The 24529-nt window shown below is 73.0% G+C and carries 24 protein-coding genes and 1 pseudogene; 19 read left to right on the top strand and 6 right to left on the bottom strand.

Features of this window, described 5'->3' with window-relative positions; genetic code table 11:
• Positions 1-229: 229 nt before the first annotated feature.
• Entirely contained in the window at positions 230-3769 is a 3540-nt protein-coding gene (gene dnaE / locus R4Z62_RS07920; protein ID WP_064532507.1) for a DNA polymerase III subunit alpha, read from the top strand.
• Positions 3770-3865: 96 nt separating this feature from the next.
• On the opposite strand, the gene R4Z62_RS07915 is transcribed toward dnaE, so the two are convergent.
• A complete protein-coding gene (locus R4Z62_RS07915; protein WP_173860813.1) occupies positions 3866-4039 on the bottom strand; it encodes a hypothetical protein in 174 nt (57 codons plus the stop codon).
• Between the two features lie 236 nt (positions 4040-4275).
• On the opposite strand from R4Z62_RS07915, the gene R4Z62_RS07910 reads away from it, so the two are divergent.
• From R4Z62_RS07910 to R4Z62_RS07880, 7 genes are all read left to right on the top strand, one after another.
• On the top strand, positions 4276-5496 hold the full coding sequence (locus tag R4Z62_RS07910; RefSeq protein WP_064532505.1) for an NYN domain-containing protein: 1221 nt from the start codon (positions 4276-4278) through the stop codon (positions 5494-5496).
• 517 nt (positions 5497-6013) lie between these two features.
• Positions 6014-7168 (top strand): helix-turn-helix domain-containing protein, encoded by a 1155-nt coding sequence (locus R4Z62_RS07905; RefSeq protein WP_491519415.1) that lies wholly within the window; start codon positions 6014-6016, stop codon positions 7166-7168.
• Between the two features lie 170 nt (positions 7169-7338).
• The gene (locus R4Z62_RS07900; RefSeq protein ID WP_491521850.1) at positions 7339-7746 is read left to right on the top strand and encodes an ATP-binding protein; all 408 of its coding nucleotides are present in this window, start codon (positions 7339-7341) and stop codon (positions 7744-7746) included.
• The gene (locus R4Z62_RS07895) at positions 7743-7922 is read left to right on the top strand and encodes a hypothetical protein (protein WP_491519414.1); all 180 of its coding nucleotides are present in this window, start codon (positions 7743-7745) and stop codon (positions 7920-7922) included. Before R4Z62_RS07900 ends, R4Z62_RS07895 begins: the two co-directional genes overlap by 4 nt.
• A 228-nt stretch (positions 7923-8150) precedes the next feature.
• Positions 8151-9125, top strand: a complete 975-nt coding sequence (locus R4Z62_RS07890; RefSeq protein WP_064532503.1) for an ABC transporter ATP-binding protein — start codon at positions 8151-8153, stop codon at positions 9123-9125.
• 49 nt (positions 9126-9174) lie between these two features.
• Positions 9175-10005 carry an ABC transporter permease gene (locus tag R4Z62_RS07885; protein ID WP_491519413.1) on the top strand — a complete coding sequence of 277 codons (831 nt, stop codon included), beginning with the start codon at positions 9175-9177 and terminating at the stop codon, positions 10003-10005.
• Positions 10006-10039: 34 nt separating this feature from the next.
• Positions 10040-10876 (top strand): DUF2567 domain-containing protein, encoded by an 837-nt coding sequence (locus R4Z62_RS07880; protein WP_491519412.1) that lies wholly within the window; start codon positions 10040-10042, stop codon positions 10874-10876.
• 271 nt (positions 10877-11147) lie between these two features.
• Here the strand turns inward: R4Z62_RS07880 and ybaK are convergent, their stop codons facing one another.
• The 4 genes from ybaK to R4Z62_RS07860 form a co-directional block, all read right to left on the bottom strand.
• Positions 11148-11648, bottom strand: a complete 501-nt coding sequence (ybaK, locus tag R4Z62_RS07875; RefSeq protein WP_064532497.1) for a Cys-tRNA(Pro) deacylase — start codon at positions 11646-11648, stop codon at positions 11148-11150.
• Positions 11649-11710: 62 nt separating this feature from the next.
• Positions 11711-12451, bottom strand: coding sequence for an LON peptidase substrate-binding domain-containing protein (locus R4Z62_RS07870; RefSeq protein ID WP_064532495.1), 741 nt, complete (start codon positions 12449-12451; stop codon positions 11711-11713).
• A gap of 11 nt (positions 12452-12462) precedes the next feature.
• Positions 12463-13512 (bottom strand): hypothetical protein, encoded by a 1050-nt coding sequence (locus R4Z62_RS07865; RefSeq protein ID WP_355479835.1) that lies wholly within the window; start codon positions 13510-13512, stop codon positions 12463-12465.
• Between the two features lie 230 nt (positions 13513-13742).
• Positions 13743-15326 (bottom strand): hypothetical protein, encoded by a 1584-nt coding sequence (locus R4Z62_RS07860; protein ID WP_064532491.1) that lies wholly within the window; start codon positions 15324-15326, stop codon positions 13743-13745.
• A gap of 203 nt (positions 15327-15529) precedes the next feature.
• Here R4Z62_RS07860 and hisD point away from each other — a divergent pair, with 203 nt between their 5' ends.
• The 10 genes and pseudogenes from hisD to R4Z62_RS07810 all read left to right on the top strand — a co-directional run bounded on the left by hisD (position 15530) and on the right by R4Z62_RS07810 (position 23311).
• Entirely contained in the window at positions 15530-16855 is a 1326-nt protein-coding gene (gene hisD, locus R4Z62_RS07855; protein ID WP_491519411.1) for a histidinol dehydrogenase, read from the top strand.
• The gene (locus R4Z62_RS07850) at positions 16852-17967 is read left to right on the top strand and encodes a histidinol-phosphate transaminase (protein ID WP_491519410.1); all 1116 of its coding nucleotides are present in this window, start codon (positions 16852-16854) and stop codon (positions 17965-17967) included. Before hisD ends, R4Z62_RS07850 begins: the two co-directional genes overlap by 4 nt.
• A complete protein-coding gene (gene hisB, locus R4Z62_RS07845) occupies positions 17964-18557 on the top strand; it encodes an imidazoleglycerol-phosphate dehydratase HisB (RefSeq protein ID WP_018567512.1) in 594 nt (197 codons plus the stop codon). The genes R4Z62_RS07850 and hisB overlap by 4 nt, the downstream gene beginning before the upstream one ends.
• Positions 18558-18562: 5 nt before the next feature.
• Positions 18563-18727 carry a hypothetical protein gene (locus tag R4Z62_RS07840; protein ID WP_018567513.1) on the top strand — a complete coding sequence of 55 codons (165 nt, stop codon included), beginning with the start codon at positions 18563-18565 and terminating at the stop codon, positions 18725-18727.
• A complete protein-coding gene (gene hisH, locus R4Z62_RS07835; protein WP_381743769.1) occupies positions 18718-19371 on the top strand; it encodes an imidazole glycerol phosphate synthase subunit HisH in 654 nt (217 codons plus the stop codon). The genes R4Z62_RS07840 and hisH overlap by 10 nt, the downstream gene beginning before the upstream one ends.
• Positions 19371-20099, top strand: a complete 729-nt coding sequence (gene priA, locus R4Z62_RS07830) for a bifunctional 1-(5-phosphoribosyl)-5-((5-phosphoribosylamino)methylideneamino)imidazole-4-carboxamide isomerase/phosphoribosylanthranilate isomerase PriA (protein ID WP_018567515.1) — start codon at positions 19371-19373, stop codon at positions 20097-20099. The genes hisH and priA overlap by 1 nt, the downstream gene beginning before the upstream one ends.
• Complete coding sequence (locus R4Z62_RS07825) at positions 20096-20509, top strand: RidA family protein (protein ID WP_381743771.1); 414 nt, start codon at positions 20096-20098, stop codon at positions 20507-20509. The genes priA and R4Z62_RS07825 overlap by 4 nt, the downstream gene beginning before the upstream one ends.
• Positions 20506-21262: pseudogene (hisF, locus tag R4Z62_RS07820) on the top strand (imidazole glycerol phosphate synthase subunit HisF). The gene R4Z62_RS07825 and the pseudogene hisF overlap by 4 nt, the downstream one beginning before the upstream one ends.
• A 135-nt stretch (positions 21263-21397) precedes the next feature.
• Positions 21398-21988 (top strand): ArsR/SmtB family transcription factor, encoded by a 591-nt coding sequence (locus R4Z62_RS07815; RefSeq protein ID WP_491519409.1) that lies wholly within the window; start codon positions 21398-21400, stop codon positions 21986-21988.
• 75 nt (positions 21989-22063) lie between these two features.
• Positions 22064-23311: an MFS transporter gene (locus R4Z62_RS07810; RefSeq protein ID WP_491519408.1), complete on the top strand. Its 1248-nt coding sequence runs from the start codon at positions 22064-22066 to the stop codon at positions 23309-23311.
• An 18-nt stretch (positions 23312-23329) separates the two neighbouring features.
• Here R4Z62_RS07810 and R4Z62_RS07805 read toward each other — a convergent pair whose 3' ends face one another.
• Complete coding sequence (locus R4Z62_RS07805) at positions 23330-23965, bottom strand: TIGR03085 family metal-binding protein (protein ID WP_382844023.1); 636 nt, start codon at positions 23963-23965, stop codon at positions 23330-23332.
• An 82-nt stretch (positions 23966-24047) separates the two neighbouring features.
• Between R4Z62_RS07805 and hisI the strand changes: the two genes are divergently transcribed.
• Positions 24048-24524, top strand: coding sequence for a phosphoribosyl-AMP cyclohydrolase (gene hisI, locus R4Z62_RS07800; RefSeq protein WP_382844024.1), 477 nt, complete (start codon positions 24048-24050; stop codon positions 24522-24524).
• Positions 24525-24529 lie beyond the last annotated feature (5 nt).

The following is a 24529-nucleotide window of genomic DNA, read 5'->3' as shown; positions in this document are numbered from 1 at the left end:
CCGGGGCGGGGCCGGGGCGGGTCGCCCGGCTCTCCGGCTCCTCGGGTCCTCGGGTCCTCGGGTCCTCGGGTCCTCCCGGTCAACGTCCGGCGCCGCGGGGGAGTGCCCGGTTCCCCGCCGAAGGTACGCCCGGCCGGACTCCGGGTGTCAGTGCCGGGGCATAGACTTCGACGCTGTCCCCCAGACTGTCCGCAGCCCGTCGCCGAGAGCTCTCCCAGGAGGCCGCACCGTGTCGAAGCCGCCGTTCACGCACCTGCACGTCCACACCCAGTACTCGATGCTGGACGGTGCCGCGCGGCTGAAGGACATGTTCGACGCGTGCAACGAGATGGGCATGTCGCACATCGCCATGTCCGACCACGGCAACCTCCACGGGGCGTACGACTTCTTCCACTCCGCGCAGAAGGCCGGGGTCACCCCGATCATCGGCATCGAGGCGTATGTCGCGCCCGAGTCCCGGCGCAACAAGCGCAAGATCCGCTGGGGCCAGCCGCACCAGAAGCGCGACGACGTCTCCGGTTCCGGTGGTTACACCCACAAGACGATGTGGGCGGTGGACCGCACGGGCCTGCACAACCTCTTCCGGCTCTCCTCCGACGCCTACGCCGAGGGCTGGCTCCAGAAGTGGCCCCGCATGGACAAGGAGACCATCGCCCAGTGGTCCCAGGGCATCGTCGCCTCCACCGGCTGCCCCTCGGGCGAGGTGCAGACCCGGCTGCGTCTGGGCCAGGACGAGGAGGCGCTGAAGGCCGCCGCCGACTACCAGGACATCTTCGGCAAGGACCGGTACTTCCTGGAGCTGATGGACCACGGCATCGACATCGAGCACCGGGTCCGCGAGGGCCTGCTGGAGATCGGCAGGAAGCTCGGCATCCCGCCGCTGGTCACCAACGACTCGCACTACACGTACGCGCACGAGGCCGGCGCCCATGACGCCCTGCTGTGCATCCAGACCGGCAAGAACCTCTCCGACCCCGACCGCTTCAAGTTCGACGGCACCGGCTACTACCTGAAGTCCACGGAGGAGATGTACGCCATCGACTCCTCGGACGCCTGGCAGCAGGGCTGCGCCAACACGCTCCTGGTGGCCGAGATGGTCGACACCACGGGCATGTTCGAGAAGCGCGACCTGATGCCGAAGTTCGATATCCCCGAGGGCTACACCGAGGTCACCTGGTTCAAGGAGGAGGTCCGGCGCGGCATGGAGCGCCGCTTCCCCGGCGGTGTCCCCGAGGACCGCCAGAAGCAGGTCGACTACGAGATGGACGTCATCATCTCGATGGGCTTCCCGGGCTACTTCCTCGTGGTCGCCGACTTCATCATGTGGGCCAAGAACAACGGCATCGCGGTCGGTCCCGGCCGAGGCTCGGCGGCCGGTTCGATCGTCGCGTACGCCATGGGCATCACCGACCTCGACCCGATCCCGCACGGTCTGATCTTCGAGCGGTTCCTCAACCCCGAGCGCATCTCCATGCCCGACGTCGACATCGACTTCGACGAGCGCAGGCGCGTGGAGGTCATCCGGTACGTCACGGAGAAGTACGGCGCCGACAAGGTCGCCATGATCGGTACGTACGGCAAGATCAAGGCGAAGAACGCGATCAAGGACTCCGCGCGGGTGCTGGGCTACCCGTACGCGATGGGCGACCGCATCACCAAGGCGATGCCGGCCGATGTCCTGGGCAAGGGCATCGATCTCAACGGCATCACGGACTCCTCGCACCCCCGGTACTCGGAGGCCGGCGAGGTCCGCGCGATGTACGAGAACGAGCCGGACGTGAAGAAGGTCATCGACACCGCGAAGGGCGTCGAGGGCCTGGTCCGGCAGATGGGCGTGCACGCCGCCGGTGTGATCATGTCCAGCGAGACCATCACCGAGCACGTCCCGGTCTGGGTGAGGCACACCGACGGGGTGACCATCACGCAGTGGGACTATCCGAGCTGTGAGTCGCTCGGCCTGCTGAAGATGGACTTCCTGGGCCTGCGCAACCTGACGATCATGGACGACGCCGTCAAGATGGTGAAGTCCAACAAGGGGATCGACATCGATCTCCTGGCGCTGCCGCTGGACGACCCGACGACCTTCGACCTGCTCCAGCGCGGCGACACCCTGGGCGTCTTCCAGTTCGACGGCGGGCCGATGCGCTCCCTGCTGCGGCTGATGAAGCCGGACAACTTCGAGGACATCTCCGCCGTCTCGGCGCTGTACCGGCCCGGTCCGATGGGCATGGACTCGCACACCAACTACGCGCTGCGCAAGAACGGCCTCCAGGAGATCACCCCGATCCACAAGGAGCTGGAGGAACCGCTCGAAGAGGTCCTGGCCGTCACCTACGGCCTGATCGTCTACCAGGAGCAGGTGCAGAAGGCCGCGCAGATCATCGCGGGGTACTCGCTCGGCGAGGCCGACATCCTGCGCCGGGTGATGGGCAAGAAGAAGCCCGACGAGCTGGCGAAGAACTTCACCATCTTCCAGGCCGGCGCCAAGAAGAACGGCTACAGCGACGAGGCGATCCAGGCGCTGTGGGACGTGCTGGTGCCCTTCGCCGGGTACGCCTTCAACAAGGCGCACTCGGCCGCGTACGGACTGGTGTCGTACTGGACCGCCTACCTGAAGGCCAACCATCCGGCCGAGTACATGGCGGCCCTGCTGACCTCGGTCAAGGACGACAAGGACAAGTCGGCGGTCTATCTCAACGAGTGCCGGCGCATGGGCATCAAGGTGCTCCCGCCCAACGTCAACGAGTCCGAGGCGAACTTCGCCGCGCAGGGCGACGACGTGATCCTCTTCGGTCTCTCCGCCGTCCGCAACGTCGGCACCAACGTGGTGGAGTCGATCATCCGGAGCCGCAAGGCCAAGGGGAAGTACTCCTCCTTCCCCGACTACCTCGACAAGGTCGAGGCGGTGGTCTGCAACAAGCGCACCACCGAGTCGCTGATCAAGGCCGGCGCCTTCGACGAGATGGGCCACACCCGCAAGGGCCTCACCGCGCAGTACGAGCCGATGATCGACAATGTGGTCGCGGTCAAACGCAAGGAGGCCGAGGGGCAGTTCGACCTCTTCGGCGGGATGGGCGACGAGCCCAGCGGCGAACCCGGCTTCGGGCTGGACGTGGAGTTCACCACCGAGGAGTGGGACAAGACGTATCTGCTCGCCCAGGAGCGGGAGATGCTCGGCCTCTACGTCTCCGACCACCCGCTGTTCGGCCTGGAACACGTGCTCTCCGACAAGGCCGACGCGGGCATCTCCCAGCTCACCGGCGGTGAGCACGCCGACGGCGCGGTCGTCACCATCGGCGGCATCATCTCCGGCCTCCAGCGCAAGATGACCAAGCAGGGCAACGCCTGGGCGATCGCCACCGTCGAGGATCTGGCCGGCTCCATCGAGTGCATGTTCTTCCCGGCGACGTACCAGCTCGTCTCCACCCAACTCGTCGAGGACGCCGTCGTCTTCGTCAAGGGACGCCTCGACAAGCGCGAAGACGTGCCGCGCCTGGTCGCGATGGAGCTCCAGGTCCCCGACCTGTCCAACGCGGGCGCCAACGCGCCCGTGGTGCTCACCATCCCGGCCACCCGGATCACCCCGCCCATGGTCAGCCGCCTCGGCGAGATCCTCACCCACCACCGGGGCGACAGCGAGGTCCGGATCAAGCTCCAGGGCCCGTCCAAGACGACCGTGCTGCGCCTCGACCGGCACCGGGTCAAGCCCGACCCCGCCCTCTTCGGCGATCTGAAGGTCCTGCTCGGCCCGTCCTGCCTGGCGGGCTGAGTCCGGCGGCCGGACCGACGACGAGGGGCGTTCCCGTGCGCATCGGGTACGCCCCTCGCGGGTGCCAGGGCCCGGTCAACGGCCCTCGTGCCGGTCTCAGTTGTGGCCGAAGCGCTTCTGCCGGCCCTTGCGGGCCACCTCGGTGGGACTCAGCTGCGGCGCGTGGTGCTCGGACTGCGGTTCCGACACCGAGTGCTCCGACTCCCGCGGGCCGCCCGCGCCCACGGACGCCTTCTGCTTGCTGCGGTCCTGCTTGCGGTTCTTGGCCATGGTGATCAGCCTCCTGAAGGGGGTCTAGGGGCCAGGGCCGCGACCAGATTCACATATGGCGACAATGAACGCATGTCGGATAATTACCGTATGTAACAAGGGGCATCGGACCGCGGGCCGCCGAAACGCCACGCCGAAGATCGAGTTCGGGCCGTTAACCCGGTCGTGGTCGGGCAGACTCGAAACAAGCCCGAAGCACCTCCCTGAGCAACCTCCCCGGAAAGAGGGTGGATCGCGTGGACCGCTGCATCGTCCTGGTGGACGCCGGGTATCTGCTGGGGGCCGCCGCGAGCCTCCTCGCCGGTGAGCCGTCGCGGTCCCGGATCACGGTCGACCATGCCGCCCTGATCCAGGGGCTGCGCGAGCAGGCCGAGTCGGAGACCGAGCGCCCGCTGCTGCGCATCTACTGGTTCGACGGCGCCCCCGACCGCGTCCCGCAGCCCGAGCACCGCAGGCTGCGCGTGATGCCCCGGGTCACCGTCCGGCTCGGCGCGCTCACCCGCAGCGACGGGCGCTGGGCGCAGAAGGGCGTGGACGCCGCCATGCACGCCGAGCTGACCGAACTGGCCCGCAACCGCGCCTGCTCGGACGTGGTCCTGGTCACCGGCGACGGCGATCTGCTGCCCGGCATGATGGCTGCCAAGGAGCACGGCGTCGCCGTCCACCTGTGGGCCGTACAGGCCGCCGACGGCGACTACAACCAGTCCGAGGACCTGGTCGCCGAGGCCGACGAGCGCCGCGTCCTGGACCGCACCTGGATCACCAAGGCGGTCCGCGCCAAGGAGGCGGGCGGGGTGTGCGCCCCACCGCCGGTGCCCCGGCCCGAGATCGCCGCGATCCTCTCCGCGCCGCTGCCCGAGTCCGGCCTCTCCGCGTCCCGCGAGCGCCCCGCCGACCGCCCGCGCCACCCGGCCGACGCCGGTGAGCGCGCCGCCGCCGAGGAGCGGCTGCCCGCGGCCAAGGGCGTCCCCACCCCCAAGGACCTCGCCGCCCTGCGCGCCCCCGGGGCCCAGGGCGCCGACCGGCAGCCGGCCACCGCGACCCTGCGCTGGTCCTCCGACAAGGGCTGGGTGGACCGCCCCGGCACGGCCACCGAACCGCCCGAGGCCGCCTCCATGCCCACCCTCGCCCAGCTCACCACGGCCGAGCAGCGCTGGGCGGACCGCGAGGAGGACATCACGACCGTCGGCGGCGACCCGTACGAAGTCGGACAGGTGTTCGCCCGCCGCTGGGTGGAGCGCCTCGGCGACCAGGCCCACCTCCAGAAGCTGTCGTCGATGTACCCGCGGGTGCCGCACCGCGTCGACGGCGAGCTGCTGCGCTACGCCGCCCGGTTCGGACTGCTCGCCCACAAGGACGACCAGATCGACGAGCACGACCGGTACGCCATCCGGGCCGGGTTCTGGCGCGAGATCGACGTCCGGACGGACGCCGAGCACGTCCCGGCGGGCGACTGACCCGGGCCCCGGGGCCAGCACGATGTCCGCACGCCTGCCACAGCCAGTGCCTTGAGGCGCGAGTGCCGCGCGTCGTGGAGCCGGACAGGGCGAAGCCCGGGGCGCTTCGTGAACCGTACGTCTGCTCCCGGAGGGCCCGTGTGTTCACGGGCGCCCCCAGCTCGTCTCCTGTGTCTGCTCCGCACGGTCCTGCTTCGCTGCGATGAACCGGGCGTCGGACTCCATGGAGCTGACGCCGGAGCGGCGGAGGTGGGCGCCGGACGTGATGGCCGGTCTCCTTCGGGACATGGCCGGAACAGGTCACGGCGTGCTGGAGTGGCCGAAGAGCCGAACCAGGACGCGGCAGCGGCTCGTACGGTGCTGGACTCGCTCCAGCACCGCTTGAGCAGCCACCTTCGAGCGCTGTACGCGGACCAGTGAGGCGGCACGGTTCGCACGAGCGAGCAAACGGCATCCCGTAGTTACCACAGAACCGCGCTGCCTGGGTACCTTCGGAGGGAGCACCGAAGGAGGGCCCATGTCAGATGAACACGGCCTCGGCGACCGGCTACGGGAGGTCCGCAAGCGGCGCGGTCTCTCGCAGCGCGACCTGGCGCGAGCATCGAAGGTCAGCCACTCGCTGATCACCAAGCTGGAACAGGGCGTGGTGGCCGACACCCGCATGGAGACCGCGCGGAAGCTGGCCGCCGCCCTCCGGGTGTCCACCACCACGCTGGTGGCGCGTGCGCCTGCCGAGTCCCACCCCGCGCCCGCGCTGTGGCAAGCCCTCCAGCGCGCCGTGGAACGCCCCGCCGAGCAGCCCGACGAGGAGCCGACGACCCGGGGCGTCCTGGACGGCCTGGAGACCGTCAGGGCCGCCCACTTCGGCAAGCGGATGCGAGAGGCCGCGGACCTCTTGGTGCCGCTGCTGCGGGACGCCGAAGCCCTCGGGGACTCCCCGGCCGCACGGGCGGCCCGCGCGCAGTTGCTCCAGATCGCCGGATCGACCCTGACCGGAGCCCGGCAGTTCGCGGCGGCCGAGACCGCGCTGCGCCGCGCCCTGGACGAGGCCCCGGACCGCCTGCGGGCCGCAAGCGTCGTCACCACCTGGACATGGCTGCTGGTGAGGCAGGGACGGTTCGACGCTGCTCGCGCCATGGCGGTGAAGTGGGCGGACGACGCCGAACCCCGCATGTCCCGGGCGACCGCCGAAGAGATCGCCGCCTGGGGGTGGCTGCTGATCCAGGGACACGCAGCCGCCCTCCGGGACAACCGGGGAGGGGAGGCCGCCGACATGCTGCGCCTCGCCCGGTCGGCGGCCGTCGCCACGGGGCCGCTTCGCCACGGGGACGTGCGGATCGCCACCTGGGGGCCCGCCACGGTGGCGTACAAGGCCGCCGAACAGGGTGTCGTGACGGACCGGCCGGACGAGGTGCTGGAGATCGCCCCCCGGCTGAAGGGCGGCACCGGGTCCGAGTACCACCGTCACAGGCTCGATGTGGCGAAGGCGTACACCATGACGCGTCAGCACGGCCGCGCGCTCGAAGTGCTGGGGGAGGTCGCGGCCGAGGCCCCGGAATGGATCGCAGAGCAGCCCTACGCCCGGGACACGCTGGCCGACACGATCGCCCGTCGGCGCACCCTCACCACCGAGACGCGTCAACTTGCCGACCTGGTGGGTCTACCGCTCTGAACTACGCCTTTGACACTTCGGACTGATGGCGCGCCAGACTGTCATTGAACCGGCGGAGCGGCGTCGTCACGGTTGAGACCATGACCTCTTTCGTACGCCGCGCCGTCTGCCCGCCCCCGCCTCGCAGAGCCCTGGGCGGGGCACAGGCCGGGGGAGCGTGTCCGGTGATCATGGCCGCCTCTCCGCGCCCGACCGGGCACCCCGGGTACAGCGAGACCCTGCCGCGCGAGCCCGGAAGCGCCGCCACCGCGCGCCGCTTGGTCCGCGTCGCCTTATCCGTCTGGGACCTGGAGGAGCTGGCCGACGACGGGACCCTGATCGTCACCGAGCTGGTGGCGAACGCCGTGCAGCACGCCCGGCGGGAATCCATCCGGATCACGGTCGATCGGCCCGAAGAGGACCGGGTGCGTGTCGCCGTCGTGGACTTCTCCCAGCGACACCCCGTACGTAGGCACTCGAGTCCCGAGGACGAGGGCGGGCGTGGCCTCGCGCTCGTGGAGAAGCTGGCGGCAGGCTGGGGAACCGACCCGCTGCCGTGGGGCAAGCAGGTGTGGGCGGACCTGGAGGGGCGCGGGTGACCACCGAAGAGATGTCCGGCCGCAGCATGGCCCGAGTCCACCTGTCGCAGTTGATCGAGCTGTTCGGTGCGGACGGGTGGCTACAGGTCAGAACCACCCGCGACCCCGCCACAGCTGGTGAAGCCTCGGATGCCGCTCCCGGCGGCGGCGAGCCGGAGGACGGGGAGCGGAGCTGACCCAGGGAAGGGCGAAGCCCCGGCCGGGGAACGTCACCGGCCGGGGCTTCGCCGTCTCACGTCCTCTCACGCCGCTCCCGCGGAATGTAGGGGACTGCATGGGAAATACGGCGCTGACCTGGGAAGGCGCATAAACCCTGGACGCCTGCGGACGCCAAAAGACGGCCTGTAGGGTAGACCCTTGTGAGTACGCGCGCGGCACCCGGACTTCGGCACACGGACGACGTCGTGTGCGCGGTGCGCGGACTGACCAAGACCTACCCCGCCGCCCGGGGCCGCCGCGGCACCCCGGCCACCCCCGAGGTGCGGGCCACCGACGACATCGGGCTCCAGGTGCGGCGCGGTGAGATCTTCGGGCTGCTCGGCCCGAACGGCGCCGGCAAGTCCACCCTGGTGCGGCAGCTCACCGGGCTGATGCGCCCCGACAGCGGCAGCGTGGAGATCCTTGGCCACGACATCGTGGCGCACCCCGAGCGGGCCGCCCGTGTCCTCGCCTACCTCGGCCAGGAGTCCACCGCCCTGGACGAGCTGACCGTCTCGCTCGCCGCCGAGACCACCGGCCGACTGCGCGGTCTGGACGTCCGGCGGGCGCGGGCCGAGCGGGACGCCGTCCTCGGCGAGCTGGGCCTCACCCCGATCGCCGGGCGCCCGCTCAAGAAGCTCTCCGGCGGCCAGCGCCGTCTGGCCTGCTTCGCCGCCGCGCTGGTCGGCGAGCGCCCGCTGCTCGTGCTCGACGAACCCACCACCGGCATGGACCCGGTGGCGCGGCGCGCGGTGTGGTCCGCCGTGGACCGGCGCCGCGCCGAGCACGGCACGACCGTGCTGCTGGTCACCCACAACGTCATCGAGGCCGAGACCGTCCTCGACCGGGTCGCCGTCCTGGACCGGGGGCGGGTCATCGCCTGCGACACCCCGGCCGGCCTCAAGGAACGGGTCTCCGGAGAGGTGCGGGTCGAACTGGTGTGGCGCGAGCGCGCCCCGCTGGAGGTCCCGGAGGTCGCGGCCCTCCAGGACCGGGCCGCCCGCTCGGGGCGCCGCTGGACGCTGCGGCTCGCGCCCGAGGAGGCCCGCGCCGTCGTCGCCACGGTCACCGGCGGAGCCGCCTTCGCCGCCCTGGACGACTTCACCCTCACCACGCCCAGCCTGGAGGACGTCTACCTGGCGCTGGGCGGCGCCGCCCGGCAGGGTCTGGTCAAGGCATGACCGGGCCGGACCACGCCGCGGAGCGGAAAGCGATAAGGAGCAGTTCCACGTGAGTGTCGTATCCGCCGATGTGCCGGCCGCCGTGCCGGCCGCGCAGGACACCGGCCCCGCGCGGCGGGTGGCGGTCGCCGAGCTCGCGCCGCGGGCCCGGCTGTGGCCCTCCCTCGCGGCCGTCTACCGGGCCCAGCTGTCCCGGGCGCGGGTGGCCCGGATCCCGCTGCTGTTCGTGGCGACCTTCCAGTCCGTCGGCATCATGGTCATGATGCGGGGCGTGGTCAGCGGCGGCGGCGAGGCCCGGTCGGTGGTGGCGGGCGCGTCGATCGTCGTCGTCGCCTATGTCGCGCTCAACCTGCTCGCGCAGTACTTCGGCCAGCTGCGCGCCAGCGGCGGGCTCGACCACTACGCGACGCTGCCGGTGCCGCCCGCGGCCGTGGTGCTCGGCGCGGCGGCGGCGTACGCGTCCTTCACCGTGCCGGGGACGCTGGTGACGGCGGTCTTCGGGTGCGCGCTGTTCGGGCTGCCGCTGGGCAACCTGTGGGTGCTCGTGGCGGTGATCCCGCTCGCGGGCGCGGCCCTCTCCGGGCTCGGCGCCGCCTGCGGGCTGCTCGCGGACCGCCAGGAACTGGCCACGCTGCTGGGGCAGTTGGGCATGTCGGCGGCGCTGCTGCTCGGTGTGCTGCCGCCCGAGCGGATGCCGGAGCTGATCCGGCTCGCACGCGCCCTGCTGCCGTCGACCTACGGCGTGGAGGCGTACACCCGCAGCTTCGCCGACCACCCCGACTGGGCGTGGGTCGGCATCGACATGGCCGTGTGCGCCGGGGTCGGCGTGGTCTCGCTGGCCGTGGCGACCTGGGCCTACCGCCGGGCGGCCGTCCGGTGACGCGGCCCACAGAGTCACCTGGCACGATGACAGGGTGAGCGCTCCGTTGACTCCCCCCACGCCGCCGAACCGGCGGCCCGCCTCGTCCTCGCCGTCCTCTCCGTCCTCGCAGCCCTCCTCGTCCGGCGAGGACGCCGGGCCCCCGGCGCCGCAGCCGTCCGGGCCCGCGCCGCAGGACGGGCCGAGCGCCGAGGAGCAGGAGTACGCCCGCTCCTGGCGGGCACCGGGGAGCGGAGCGGGGACGGAGGGCTCGTCGTACGCACAGGACGGCCCCGGGATACGGGCCGAGCTGCGGGAGGCCGCCGTGGTCACGGTGGCCGTGGCGCTCGGCGGCGTACTGCTGGGCCTGCTGTGGCTGTGGCTGGCCCCGCGGGTGCTCATGGTCGGGACCGTCACCCAGGACAGCTGGGCCATCTACCTCAAGGACGTCGAGGGCGAACAGGCGATCGGCATCGACGGAACGTTCACGCTGCTGGCCGTCGGACTGGGCGTGCTGAGCGCCGTGGCCGTCTTCCTCTCGCGCCGCCGCGGGGGAGTGCCCCTGGTGGTGGCCCTCTGCGTCGGCGGCCTCCTCGGCTCGCTGCTGGCCTGGCGCCTGGGCGTGTGGCTCGGCCCCCAGCAGGACATCTTCGCGCACGCCAGGGCCGTGGGCCAGGGCAAGACCTTCCCGGCCCCGCTCCACCTCGGCGCCACGGGCGCCCTCCTGGCCTGGCCGCTGGCCGCGCTGGTGGTGCATCTGGCGCTCACGGCCCTGTTCGGCCCGCGCGACCCGGACCCGTACGAGCAGGGCCCGTACGAGCAGGGCCCGGCCCAGGGCCCGGTCGCTGATCCGGCCGGCGGCCCCCAGGAGAGCGCTCCGCCGACGCCGTAGCTGCCCACCGGACTGCCCGCACCGGCCGCTGCCCACCGGCACCGCAACCGCCCCGGCGGACAGCCGGACCCCCAGGCCGACTCGCCGGAACCGGGAACCGGGAGCCGGGACGGCGGCCCGCGGTCCGGCCCTCCGCACGCGTCGGAGCGCCTCCCCGGAATCACCTGCCGGGCGGCCGGACCCCGCTCACCGAAGCAGGCAGCAGGCAGCAGGGACCGGGATCCCGGAGCGGGGGAGCCGTGGGCCGTGAGCGGGAGCGGAGGGGGCGGGGTCAGGTCCGGCCGATCGGGGCCAGTACCGCCCCGGTCAGGCGGGCCAGGTCCGCCGGGGCGAGTTCGACCTCCAGGCCGCGCCGCCCGGCCGAGACGCAGATCGTGCCGTGGGCCGTGGCCGAGGCGTCCAGGACGGTGGGCAGCCGCTTGCGCTGGCCCAGCGGGCTGATGCCGCCGCGGACATAGCCCGTGGTGCGCTCCGCGAGGGCCGGGTCCGCCATCGCCGCGCGCTTGCCGCCGACCGCCGACGCCAGGGCCTTCAGGTCGAGCGAGCCCGCGACCGGGACCACGGCCACCGTCAGCGCGCCGTCGACGTCCGCGACCAGCGTCTTGAACACCCGCTCCGGCGAGACGCCCATCGCCTCGGCGGCCTCCTCGCCGTAGGAGGGGTGGGCGGGATCGTGGTCGTAGGAGTGCACGGTGTGGGCCACGCCCGCCGCGGCCAGCGCCACCGTCGCGGGCGTCCCGCCCGACTGCTGCTTCTTCGCCTTCTTCGCCATCCGGCGCTGCTCTTTCTGCTCGGCTTCTGCTCGGCTTCTGCTCGGCGTGCCGTGTCTCGGTGTCAGTTGAAGCTGGTCGGACCGCGGGTCAGCTCCTGGGCCGGCAGCGACGGCAGGCTGCGGATGATCGACGTCTCCGAGCGCAGCAGCCGCAGCTCGTCGCGCAGCCGCGAGGAGGTGTCCGGGGCCTGGAGCAGCCGCTGCCGGGTCGGGGTGTCCAGCACCATGGCCGCCGCCACCAGGTACGACACCACGCTCGGCTCGTCCGGGAGTTCCGCGCCCGTGGCCAGGGACCGCTCGCGCGCCCCGGCCAGCCGCTTCTGGTACTGGCGGAAGGACCGCAGCACCCCCTCGGCCAGGGCACCCGCCTCGTCGCCCGGCTCCTCGGGCAGCTCCTCCAGCTCGGCGGTGAGGAACGGCCCCGAGGCGTCCACCGACAGCAGCCGCACCCGGGTGGTGCCGGTGGCCAGCACCTCGAAGCTGCCGTCGGAGCGCTCCCGTATCGTCGCCGCGTCCGCCACACAGCCCACGCCGTGGAACGCCTTGGCGGGGTCGGGCCCGAAGCCGGCCGTGGGGCCGCGCTCGGGCACGGCGGTCGGATCCGGCAGGCCGGGGGCGCTGGGCGCCACCTCGTGGCCGTCGCGGATCGCCACGACGGCGAACCGGCGCGGCTCGTCCTCGGGAGTCTTGAGCAGGGTGCGCAGCATGGCGCGGTAGCGCTCCTCGAACACGTTCAGAGGCAGCACCAGCCCCGGGAACAGCACCGAGTTCAGGGGGAAGAGCGGAAGCCGGACGGTGGTCACGGCGCAAAAGCCTAATGGTCCCGCGATCCGGCGCGTCCGCCGCGCCCGGTTCCGGTGCCGCCCGGGGCACCCGGCAGGGGCATCGAGCGGACGTCGGCGCGCAGTTCCAGGAACAGTCCGAGCGGATCGTCGGACACCCGGTCCCAGGGGAAGGACGTGGCGTAGGGGCCGATGAGCCGCAACTGCGCCAGCGCGTCCCGGTGGCGGCCCAGCCGGACCAGGACGTACGTCAGCAGATTGCGCAGCTCCGCCGGAGCGGGCGCCGCCGCCGGGAGCAGCGCGGACAGCGCGATGGCCCGGTCCGCCGCCGCGTCCAGCCGGGCCCGCCCCACCTCGGCCCCGCGCCCGGCGGCCAGGCAGGCGAGGGCGGCCCGCAGCGGCAGGCCCTGCACCAGGGCGTGCGCGGGGGCGTCCTGGGCCGCCCGGTCGGCGAAGTCGAAGCACTCGCGGTGCGCGCCGTGCGGGCCGTGGGCGGCCAGATAGCGCAGGGCGGCCACATGGCAGCCGTGGTGGTGCGGGGCGCGGCGGACGGCCGCCTCCCACAGCTCCTCGAAGTAGCGGTGCCCGGCGCGGCTGCCGCGCGCGTGGTCGAGGGCGACCCGCCAGGGCACCGGGTCCCGGTCGTCGGCGCGGGCCGCGGCGGTGATCAGCGGGCTGACCTCGCGCAGCAGATCGGCGCGGGCCGGTGAGGGCCAGGCGCGGTCCACCGCGAGCTGGGCGGCGACCAGCAGCGCGTCCGGGTCGCCGGGGGCGGCGGCGCCCCAGGCGTCCAGCCACTCGCCGCGCGAGCGCGCGAACGCGGCCAGATGACGCGCGTAGCGGTCGCGGTCCTCCCACTCGGCGCGCTCCCGGGTACCGGCGAGCAGCGCGGCGGCGGGTCCGTACGAGCCGCGGGCGGCGGCGACCAGGGCCGGACCGAGGCGTTCGTCGGGCGCGTCGAGAAGCACCTCGTCGTCGGCGGGCAGTCCGGTGGCGGGGGCGGCCCCGACGGTGGGGCGCCCGCTTCGCGGCATCCGGGTGGGGCGGATGAAGGGGGGCAGCAGAGCCATGGTGTCGACCATTGAAAGACGCAGGTCGCGGACGCGCCAGAGGGTGGGGGGAAGCCGGTGAAGGTTGTACGGCGGCCGGTCAAGGTCGGGTAAAGAGGTGACTGCCCATCAGGTGTCCGGACGCCGTCCGGACGTCCCGGCGGCGGCGTGCGCACCGGCGTGCGCACCGGCGTGCGCGGGCCTGCGGCAGGGGCGTACGGCAGGGGCGTACGGCCGGGCGGGGCGCCCCGCCTCGGGCGGGCTCAGCTGCGGCGCAGCAGCCGGGTCGCGCCCGCGGCCACCGTGGTGGCCAGGGTCCAGCCCGCCATGACCATCGCCGCCGCGAGCCACTGCCAGCCGCCGCTGAGCTGCCACTGGCTGACCTGGCCGAAGTCGATGACCGGGAGCAGCAGGTCGAGCGCGTACAGCGCCGGGTTCCACGGCGGGTGGTCGCCCGCGCCGGGCCCGGCGGCGGGCCGGCCCGCGTGCGCGAAGGCGAGCGAGCCCGCCGCCCACAGCACCGTCATCCACACCGCGGCCCGGCCCGGCCGGTAGCCGTAGGCCACCGTCCCGTCCTGCACATAGCCCCAGAGCCTGGCCGCGGGCGGCAGCGTCTCGCGGCGGCGGCGGTGCTTGGCGAGCAGCACCTCGCGCGCGTCCTCGTCCTCCCCGGCCTCGCGCAGCACCGCGGCCAGCCGCTCGTACGGCTCCGGGTTGTACTCGGCGGTCGCCGCCGCCACCCAGCCGAGGCGCTCGGCCAGCGGGAACGGGCCGCGCGGCACGAGGTTCTCGTAGACGAAGCCGCCCATGTGCAGACAGCCGGGTCCTGGCCAGCCGGCCGCCCGGTCGACGAGGGTGGAGATCCGCGCCCCGGACAGCACCACCTGGCCGCGCGGCAGCCGCTCCCCGAGGAAGCGCAGCTCGGGCGCCTGCACCCGGCGCAGCGACAGCGCCTGCTCGTCGGTGAGAGCGAACCGCGCGCCCTCCAGGTCGACGGCCTCGCCGAAGCGCCCGTCGTCCAGCCGCACCCCGCCCTGGCACTCGAAGTGCTGGATCCGCGTCCCGCGCGCCGGGGTGACCCCGCTCAGCAGCGGGGAGCCGAGGGCGGCCGGGGTCAGGTACAGGGTGCGCCCGACCGTCAGCTGCGGCGCGTTCAGCGCGAAGCGCGTGTACGGGCCGGCCAGCCGGGCGCCGCGCAGGCTCAGCGAGGCGCCTATCTTCGCGCTGCGCAGGCTCACCTCGCCGTGCGCCTGGAGCATCTCGGCCTGGAGGTCCTGGCCGACGGTGAGCCCGTCGGCGGCGATCGACCGCCCGGCGCGGTCGTGGTGCACGCTGGCCTGGTTGAGCAGCAGGTCCGTGCCGATGCGCGCGTCGGTGAGCCGGACGCCGGCCAGGAAGCGGCAGCGGGGCAGGTGCAGATCGCCCTCGGTGTGCACCCGCGCCGCCTCCAGGCGCGGCACCGCGCAGTCCACCAGGCGCACGGTGGTGAAGCGGGCCTCGGGCAGCAGCACCTCGTTCTCGAAGCGGCAGCCCGTCATCTCGACGTAGGGCACCACCGTGCCCCCGGCCAGGTCCAGCGTGCCGGTGATGCGCAGTCCGGTCAGCTTCAGGGAGGAGACACGCCCGGCGAGCGCGGGCGGTCCGTCCAGCAGCAGCCAGCAGACCACCCGCGCGCGGACGCTCCGCTGCGGCCCCCACGGGTGCAGTCCGTGCGGATCGTCCACCGCCGCGTCGCCGCCGCGCAGGTCGTACACGCTGCCGTTGCGGAAGGCCTGCCACATCCCGGCCTCGACGTCGGTCAGGTCGTCCGGCAGGTCCCCGGCACGGCTGCCGGTCCCCTCGGTCACGTTTCTTCCCTTCTTTCCCTGCTACCCGTGAGTTCGGTCGTTTTGTACAACCGGTGATGCCCGTTGTGTGACGGTCTGAACGCGGAATGTGAAGCGGATCTTCCGACTTGTACCGGAAGGCCGGAACCGTGCGCTCCCGGGCTCTGTATCAGCCATTGATACGGGCGCACGGGCCCGGAGCGCGGTCTGAGAGAATTGGAACCGTGATCTCCCGAATCGATCTGCGCGGCGACGCCCTTCCCGAGGGCCCCGCCCTGCGTGACCTGCTGCCCCGAGCCGACTTCGACGTACAGGCCGCCCTGGAGAAGGTGCGCCCGATCTGCGAGGCCGTGCATCATCGCGGGGACGCGGCACTGATCGACTTCGCCGAGAAGTTCGACGGGGTACGGCTGGAATCCGTGCGGGTTCCGGCCCAGGCGATCAAGGACGCCCTGGCGGAGCTGGACCCCGCGGTGCGCGCCGCCCTGGAGGAGTCCATCCGCCGGGCCCGTCTGGTCCACCGCGAGCAGCGCCGCACCACGCACACCACCCAGGTCGTCCCCGGCGGCTCGGTCACCGAGAAGTGGGTCCCGGTCGAGCGGGTCGGGCTCTACGCGCCCGGCGGCCGGTCGGTCTACCCGTCCTCGGTGATCATGAACGCGGTGCCCGCACAGGAGGCCGGTGTCGAGTCCATCGCGCTCGCCTCCCCGGCCCAGGCCGAGTTCGGCGGACTGCCGCACCCGACGATCCTCGCCGCCTGCGCCCTGCTCGGCGTCGACGAGGTGTACGCCGCGGGCGGCGCCACCGCCGTCGCGATGTTCGCCTACGGCACCGAGTCCTGCCCGCCCGCGAACATGGTCACCGGCCCCGGCAACATCTGGGTCGCCGCCGCCAAGCGCTACTTCACCGGCCGTATCGGCATCGACGCCGAGGCCGGGCCCACCGAGATCGCGGTCCTCGCCGACGCCACCGCCGACCCGGCGCACGTCGCCGCCGACCTGATCAGCCAGGCCGAGCACGACCCGCTGGCCGCCGCCGTCCTGGTCACCGACTCCGCCGAGCTGGCGGACGCGGTGGACAAGGAGCTGGCGCCCCAGGTCGCCGCCACCAAGCACGTCGAGGACCGCATCCGCCCGGCGCTGTCCGGCAGGCAGTCCGCGATCGTCCTGGTCGACGGCGTGGCGGAGGGCCTGAAGGTGGTCGACGCGTACGGCGCCGAGCACCTGGAGATCCAGACCGCCGACGCCGCCGCGGTCGCCGACCGGGTGTGCAACGCCGGCGCGATCTTCATCGGCCCCTGGGCGCCCGTCTCGCTCGGCGACTACGCGGCCGGCTCCAACCACGTGCTGCCCACCGGCGGCTGTGCCTGCCACTCCTCGGGCCTGTCCGTGCAGTCCTTCCTGCGCGGCATCCACATCGTCGACTACACGCGCGACGCCCTCGCCGAGGTCGCCCACCACGTGGTGACGCTGGCCGAGGCCGAGGACCTGCCCGCGCACGGCGCGGCGATCAAGGCGAGGTTCGGATGGAAGGTACCGGCCAACCAGTGAACTTCGGCATCGACGACCTCCCCGTACGCGACGAGCTGCGCGGCAAGTCCCCCTACGGCGCGCCCCAGCTGGACGTCCCCGTACGGCTGAACACCAACGAGAACCCCTACCCGCTGCCCGAACCCCTCGTCGAACGGATCGCCGAGCGGGTCCGCGAGGCGGCCCGCGGTCTCAACCGCTACCCGGACCGGGACGCGGTCGAGCTGCGCACCGCACTGGCGACGTACCTGACCCGCACCGGCGGCCACCGCGTCGGCCCGGAGAACGTCTGGGCGGCCAACGGCTCCAACGAGGTCATCCAGCAGTTCCTCCAGGCCTTCGGCGGCCCCGGCCGCACCGCGATCGGCTTCGAGCCCTCGTACTCGATGCACGCGCTGATCGCGCGCGGCACCGGCACCGGCTGGATCTCCGGGCCGCGCGGCGCGGACTTCACCATCGACGTGGCCGCCGCCGAGAAGGCCGTCGCCGGGCACCGGCCCGACGTCGTCTTCGTCACCACCCCCAACAACCCCACCGGCAACGCGGTCCCGGCCGACACGGTCCTCGCGCTCTACGAGGCCGCGCAGGCGGTGAAGCCGACCATGGTCGTCGTCGACGAGGCGTACGTCGAGTTCAGCCACGGCGCCTCGCTGCTGCCGCTGCTGGAGGGCCGGCCCCATCTGGTGGTCTCCCGGACCATGTCCAAGGCGTTCGGCGCCGCCGGGCTGCGCCTGGGCTATCTGGCCGCGCACCCCGCGGTGGTGGACGCCCTCCAGCTCGTCCGGCTGCCGTACCACCTCTCGGCGATCACCCAGGTCACCGCGCTGGCCGCGCTGGAACACACCGACACGCTGCTCGGCTACGTCGAGCAGCTGAAGTCCGAGCGGGACCGGCTCGTCGGCGAGCTGCGGGCGATCGGCTGCGACGTCACCGAGTCGGACGCCAACTTCGTCCAGTTCGGGCGGTTCGAGGACTCCCACGACGCCTGGCGGCGGATCCTCGACCGGGGCGTCCTGGTCCGGGACAACGGCGTACCGGGATGGCTGCGGGTCACCGCGGGGACCCCGGCCGAGAACGACGCGTTCCTCGATGCGGTGCGCGATCTCAAGAAGGAACAGGAGCAGAGCGGATGAACCGCGTCGGGCGCGTGGAGCGCACCACCAAGGAGACCTCCGTCCTGGTCGAGATCGACCTCGACGGCACCGGCAGGACCGACATCGCCACCGGTGTCGGCTTCTACGACCACATGCTCGACCAGCTCGGCCGGCACGGTCTGTTCGACCTGACCGTCAAGACCGACGGCGACCTGCACATCGACTCCCACCACACCATCGAGGACACCGCCCTCGCGCTGGGCGCCGCCTTCAAGCAGGCGCTCGGCGACAAGGTGGGCATCTACCGCTTCGGCAACTGCACGGTCCCGCTGGACGAGTCCCTCGCCCAGGTCACCGTCGACCTCTCCGGCCGCCCCTACCTCGTGCACACCGAGCCCGAGAAGATGGCGCCGATGATCGGCGAGTACGACACCACGATGACCCGGCACATCCTGGAGTCCTTCGTCGCCCAGGCCCAGGTCGCGCTGCACGTGCACGTGCCCTACGGACGCAACGCCCACCACATCGTCGAGTGCCAGTTCAAGGCGCTGGCGCGGGCCCTGCGCTACGCCTCGGAGCGCGACCCGCGCGCGGCCGGCATCCTGCCTTCGACGAAGGGCGCCCTGTAACCGCCATGAACAGCTTCTCCACCATCCTGATCGTCCTCGGCCTCTTCCTGGCCGGCGGCGTCTACTCCTTCGCCAAGCAGAAGATGCCCACGAGCCTGATCGTGCTGCTCTCGCTCGGCGCGGCGATGTGCATCTTCACGGGCGTGCTGCGGCTGGAGGTGTGGAATTGAGCACCGGCGGCGCCAAGAAGGTCGTGGTCTTCGACTACGGCTTCGGCAATGTCCGCTCCGCCGAGCGGGCGCTGGCCCGCACCGGCGCCGAGGTCGAGATCACCCGTGACTTCGACCGCGCGATGGCCGCCGACGGCCTGCTGGTCCCCGGCGTCGGCGCCTTCGCCGCCTGCATGCGCGGCCTGAAGGAGGCCCGCGGCGACTGGATCATCGACCGCCGGCTGTCCGGCGGCCGCCCGGTCATGGGCATCTGCGTCGGCATGCAGATCCTCTTCGCGCGCGGCATCGAGCACGGGGTGGAGGCCGAGGGCCTGGACGAGTGGCCCGGTACGGTCGCGCCGCTGGCCGCCGACGTCGTCCCGCACATGGGCTGGAACACCGTCGAGGCGCCCGAGGACTCCGAGCTGTTCGCCGGTCTGGACGCCGCCGCCCGCTTCTACTTCGTGCACTCCTACGCCGTCCAGGACTGGCAGCTGGAGACCGTCAACCCGGCGATGCGCGCCCCCAAGGTCACCTGGGCCACCCACGGCACGCCCTTCGTGGCCGCCGTGGAGAACGGCGCCCTGTGGGCCACCCAGTTCCACCCCGAGAAGTCCGGCGACGCCGGAGCGCAGCTGCTGAACAACTGGATCGGAACCCTGTGATGGCTTCGAAGCTCGAACTCCTGCCCGCCGTCGACGTCCGCGACGGCCAGGCCGTCCGCCTCGTGCACGGCGAGTCCGGGACCGAGACCTCCTACGGCTCCCCGCTGGAGGCCGCCCTCGCCTGGCAGCGCTCCGGCGCCGAGTGGCTGCACCTGGTCGACCTGGACGCCGCGTTCGGCACCGGCGACAACCGCGCCCTGATCGCCGAGGTCGCCGAAGCCATGGACATCAAGGTCGAGCTGTCCGGCGGCATCCGCGACGACGACACCCTCGCCGCCGCCCTCGCCACCGGCTGCACCCGCGTCAACCTGGGCACCGCCGCCCTGGAGACCCCCGAGTGGGTCGCCGAGGTCATCGCCCGGCACGGCGACCGGATCGCCGTCGGCCTGGACGTGCGCGGCACCACACTGCGCGGGCGCGGCTGGACCCGCGACGGCGGCGACCTCTACGAGACGCTGGCGCGCCTGGACAAGGAGGGCTGCGCCCGCTACGTCGTCACCGACATCGCCAAGGACGGCACCCTCCAGGGCCCCAACCTGGAACTGCTGAAGAACGTCTGCGCGGCCACCGACCGCCCCGTGGTGGCCTCCGGCGGCGTCTCCTCGCTCGCCGACCTGCGCGCGCTGGCCGCGCTGGTGCCGCTCGGTGTCGAGGGCGCCATCGTCGGGAAGGCCCTGTACGCGAAGGCGTTCACGCTCGAAGAGGCCCTGGAGGAAGTGTCGTCATGACGTCCGATGCCGTACGGCGCGTGCAGAGCGGAGTTCCCTGGGAAGAGACGTTCGGATTCGCACGGGCCGTCGCGGCGGGGGACCTCGTCCTGGTGGCGGGCACCACCGCCTTCCGGGGCGACGTCCTGTACGGGGAGGGCGACCCGTACGAGCAGGCGCGGACCGCCTTCGCCAGCGCGGTGGAGGCGATCGGCGCGTTCGGGCTCGGCGTGGAGTCCGTGATCCGGACCCGTATGTATCTCGGCCATGCCCGGGATATGGACGGTGTGGGCCGCGCCCACAAGGAGCTGTTCGACGCGGTGCGCCCGGTGGCGACGCTGCTCGTCGTGGACGGTTTCGTCGACCCGCGCGTCCTGGTCTCGGTGGAACTCGAAGCATTCAGAGGAAGATCAGAGGAGCCCGATTCATGACCCTGGCGGTCCGAGTCATCCCCTGCCTGGACGTGGACAACGGCCGGGTCGTCAAGGGCGTCAACTTCCAGAACCTGCGCGACGCGGGCGACCCCGTCGAGATGGCCAAGGTGTACGACGCCGAGGGCGCCGACGAGCTGACGTTCCTGGACATCACCGCGTCCTCCGGCGACCGGGAGACCACGTACGACGTGGTGCGCCGCACCGCCGAGCAGGTGTTCATCCCGCTCACGGTCGGCGGCGGCGTCCGCACCGCGCAGGACGTGGACCGGCTGCTGCGGGCGGGCGCCGACAAGGTGGGCGTCAACACGGCGGCCATCGCCCGCCCGGACCTGATCCGGGAGATCGCCGAGCGCTTCGGCCGCCAGGTGCTGGTCCTGTCGGTCGACGCGCGCCGCACCGGGGCCGGGACCTTCGAGGTGACCACCCACGGCGGGCGGCGCGGCACCGGCATCGACGCGGTGGAGTGGGCGCACCGCGCCGCCGAGCTGGGCGCGGGCGAGATCCTGCTCAACTCCATGGACGCGGACGGCACCAAGGACGGCTACGACCTGGAGATGATCGCGGCCGTCCGCAAGCACGTCACCGTCCCGGTGATCGCCTCCGGCGGCGCCGGCCGGCTCGCCGACTTCCCGCCGGCCGTCGCGGCGGGCGCGGACGCGGTCCTCGCGGCCTCGGTGTTCCACTTTCGGTGATCTGCGCATCGGCCAGGTCAAGGAGACGCTGCGGGAGGCCGGGCACCCCGTGCGGTGACCCGGCGGGCCCGGAGCCCCGGCTGCCGCAGGGCGGCCGGGGCTTTTTCGCGCGCGGATCCGCAAGGAAAATTGCGCAAGAGAAGTTGCGCAAAACTAGTTGTGCAACTTTTCCTGCGCATCTAGCGTTGCGGTCATGACGGACAGGGAACGAGACCGCCGGATCCAGGACCTGGGCACGCTCAAGGCGATCGCCCACCCGCTGCGCATGCAGCTCTACCGCGCGCTGACCATCGCCCGTACGGCGACCGCCTCCCAGCTCGCCGAGCAGGTCGACGAGGCCGTCTCCCTGGTCAGCTACCACCTGCGCAAGCTGGCCGAGCACGGGCTGATCGAGCAGGCCGAGCCGCAGACCGCGGACGGCCGCGAGCGCTGGTGGCAGCCCGCCAGCGACGGCGTCTCCATCCACGACGAGGACTTCTCGGACGCCCCCGAGAAGGCCGCCGCGCACACCGCCGCGAGCCGCCTCTTCTTCGACCAGCGCGCCGACCTGTACCGGCGCTTCCTCGACGAGCGCGTCCACTGGGGCTCCGAGTGGAGCCAGGCGGCCGACTCCTCCGAATGGCTGCTCAAGCTCACCTCCCGGGAACTGGCCGAGCTGTCCCGGCGCATGTACGGCCTCGTCCGCGAGTACGAGGAGCGCGGCCGGGCCGCCGTCGCCGCCGGTGACACCGAGGGCCGCGAGAACGTCGCGGTGCACACGTACGGCTTCCCGTTCCGCACCTGACCCCGCCGCCCCCGCGCCCGGCCCCGGCCCCGATGCCGGGAGCCCGGCCCGCCGCGTCTGAGAGGACGTACCGCCGTGACCACCACGCTCACGCCCCCGGCCGCCGCACCGCACGGCAGACCCGCCCACCGCGACCCCAACGTCCTGCGCTGGCTCGGCGGATACCTCTCCTCCGCGGTCGGCGACAACGTCTACTACATCGCCCTGTCCTGGGCGGCCGTCCAGTCCGGCACCCCCGCGCAGGCCGGGCTCGTCACCGCCGCCGGGGCGCTGCCCCGCGCCCTGCTGATGCTGGGCGGGGGAGTGGTGGCCGACCGCTACGGGCCGCGCCGGGTGGTCCTCGGCAGCACCGCCGTCCGCTCCGCCCTCGTGCTGACCGCGGCCGTCCTGCTGCTGGTCGCGAGCCCCGGGCTGTGGACGCTGGGCGCGGTCGCCGTGCTCTTCGGGCTCGTCGACGCCGTCTTCCTGCCCGCCGCGGGCGCCCTGCCCGGCCGGATCGCCGCCCGCGACCAGCTCGCCCGCGTCCAGGGCATGCGCGGCCTCGCCGTCCGCCTCGCCAACGTCCTCGGCGGCCCGCTCGGCGGCCTGGGCGTCGCCCTCGGCGGCACCGCGGGGGCCTTCGGCCTCGCCGCCCTCCTCGTCGGCATGTCCCTGCCGCTGCTGTTCCTGGTGCGGGTCGGCGGCCCCGCCCCCGGTACCGCCGAACCCGCCCGGCGCGCCCTCGGCGCCGAACTGCGCGACGGCCTGCGCCACATCCGCAAGGACCCCGTCCTGCGCCCCCTGGTCCTGGCCATCGCCCTCAGCGACCTCGGCTTCGTCGGCCCGATGAACCTCGGCCTCACCCTGCTCGCCCAGCAGCGCGACTGGGGGACCTCCGGCCTCGGCTGGGTGCTCGCCGGCTTCGGCACCGGCGCCGGGGCGGCCTCGCTCCTGCTCACCTGGCGCGGCCGGATACCGCGCGCCGGGGCGGTGGCCGCCCTCGCCAACGTCGTCTCCGCCGTCGCGGTCGCCGCCCTGGCCCTGATGCCGTCCGTACCCGCGGCCGCCGTCACGGCCCTGCTCATCGGCGTGAGCGCGGGCCTCGCCGGAGCACTGTGCGGGGCCCTGGTCCAGGCCCGCGCGGGCGCCGCCTACCTCGGCCGGGTCACCTCGGTCTCCACGCTCGTCGGGTTCGGCGTCGCGCCGCTCACCTTCCCGCTGGTCGGCGCGGGCGTCGCCCTGTGGGACACCGGTCCCGTCTTCGCGGGCTGCGCCGCGATCAGCGGCCTGGCCGGACTCGTCGTCCTGGGCGCCCGCGACCTGCGCCGCGCCGAACTCCCCTGAGGACCGGACCCGCCGGGATCAGAACCCCAGCTGCCTGGTCTCCGAGACCTTCGCGATGGCGTCCTGCTCGCCCTCCAGCTCCACCCGGGCCTTGCCCTGCCGGCCGAAGGCGAACAGCAGCAGCTCCGCCGGCTCGCCCGTCGCCGTGACCACCGGGGTCCCGCGATGGGCGACGGTCGTCTGGCCGTTGGGCCGGCGCAGCACCAGACCCGTCGGGATGCCCCGGCCCAGCAGCCGCGCGGTGCGCTCCAGACGCGACCACAGGGCCTCCTGGAAGACCGGGTCCAGCTCGCGCGGCGCCCAGTCGGGCTGCGCCCGCCGCACGTCCTCGGCGTGCACATAGAACTCGACCGTGTTGGCCGCCTCGTCCACCTGCTTGAGCTGGAAGGGTGAGAACCGCGGCGGCCCAGTCCTGATGAGCTGGATCAGCTCCTCGTACGGCTTCGCCGCGTACTCCTCCAGCACCTTCTCCAGACGCCCCGCCAGCGGCTTGATCAGCGCGCCGCCGGCCGCGTCCGGGCGCCGCTCGCGCACCACCACGTGCGCCGCGAGATCACGGGTGCGCCAGCCCTCGCAGAGGGTGGGTGCCTCGGGCCCCGCGGTTTCCAAGAGGTCGGCGAGCAGAAGCCGTTCACGCTTGGCGAAGGTCGACATGCTGTCAGCCTACGACCCCCCGGCCCGTCCGCCCACCGGACCGTCGCCCGGTCCGCCGCTCCCGCGCGGCACAATGGCACCCATGACCAGCACGCCCGGCACCGCCCGGTCCAGCAGCCTCGACCCCGAGATCGCCGCGCGGCTCAAGCGCGGCGCCGACGGACTCGTCCCCGCCATCGCCCAGCAGTACGACACCGGCGAGGTGCTCATGCTCGGCTGGATGGACGACGAGGCGCTGCACCGCACCCTGACCACCGGACGCTGCACCTACTGGTCGCGCAGCCGCCGCGAGTACTGGGTCAAGGGCGACACCTCAGGGCACGTCCAGTGGGTGAAGTCGGTCGCGCTGGACTGCGACGCCGACACCCTGCTGGTCAAGGTCGACCAGGTCGGCGCCGCCTGCCACACCGGCGACCGCACCTGCTTCGACGCCGACGTGCTGCGCGCGGACGCCACCGCCGGACCGGACGCGTCCGCCGCGTCCGCCGAGCCCTCCGTGTCCGCCCCGGACGGGGCGTCCGGCCGCGCGGATTCCGGCGCACCGGCCGCGGATCAGTAGGGTCG

The sequence above is a fragment of the Streptomyces sp. PL-25 genome, assembly GCF_058344915.1.
Note: the sequence above shows the minus strand (reverse complement) of the source record. Positions and strands in the feature narration are given on the sequence as shown.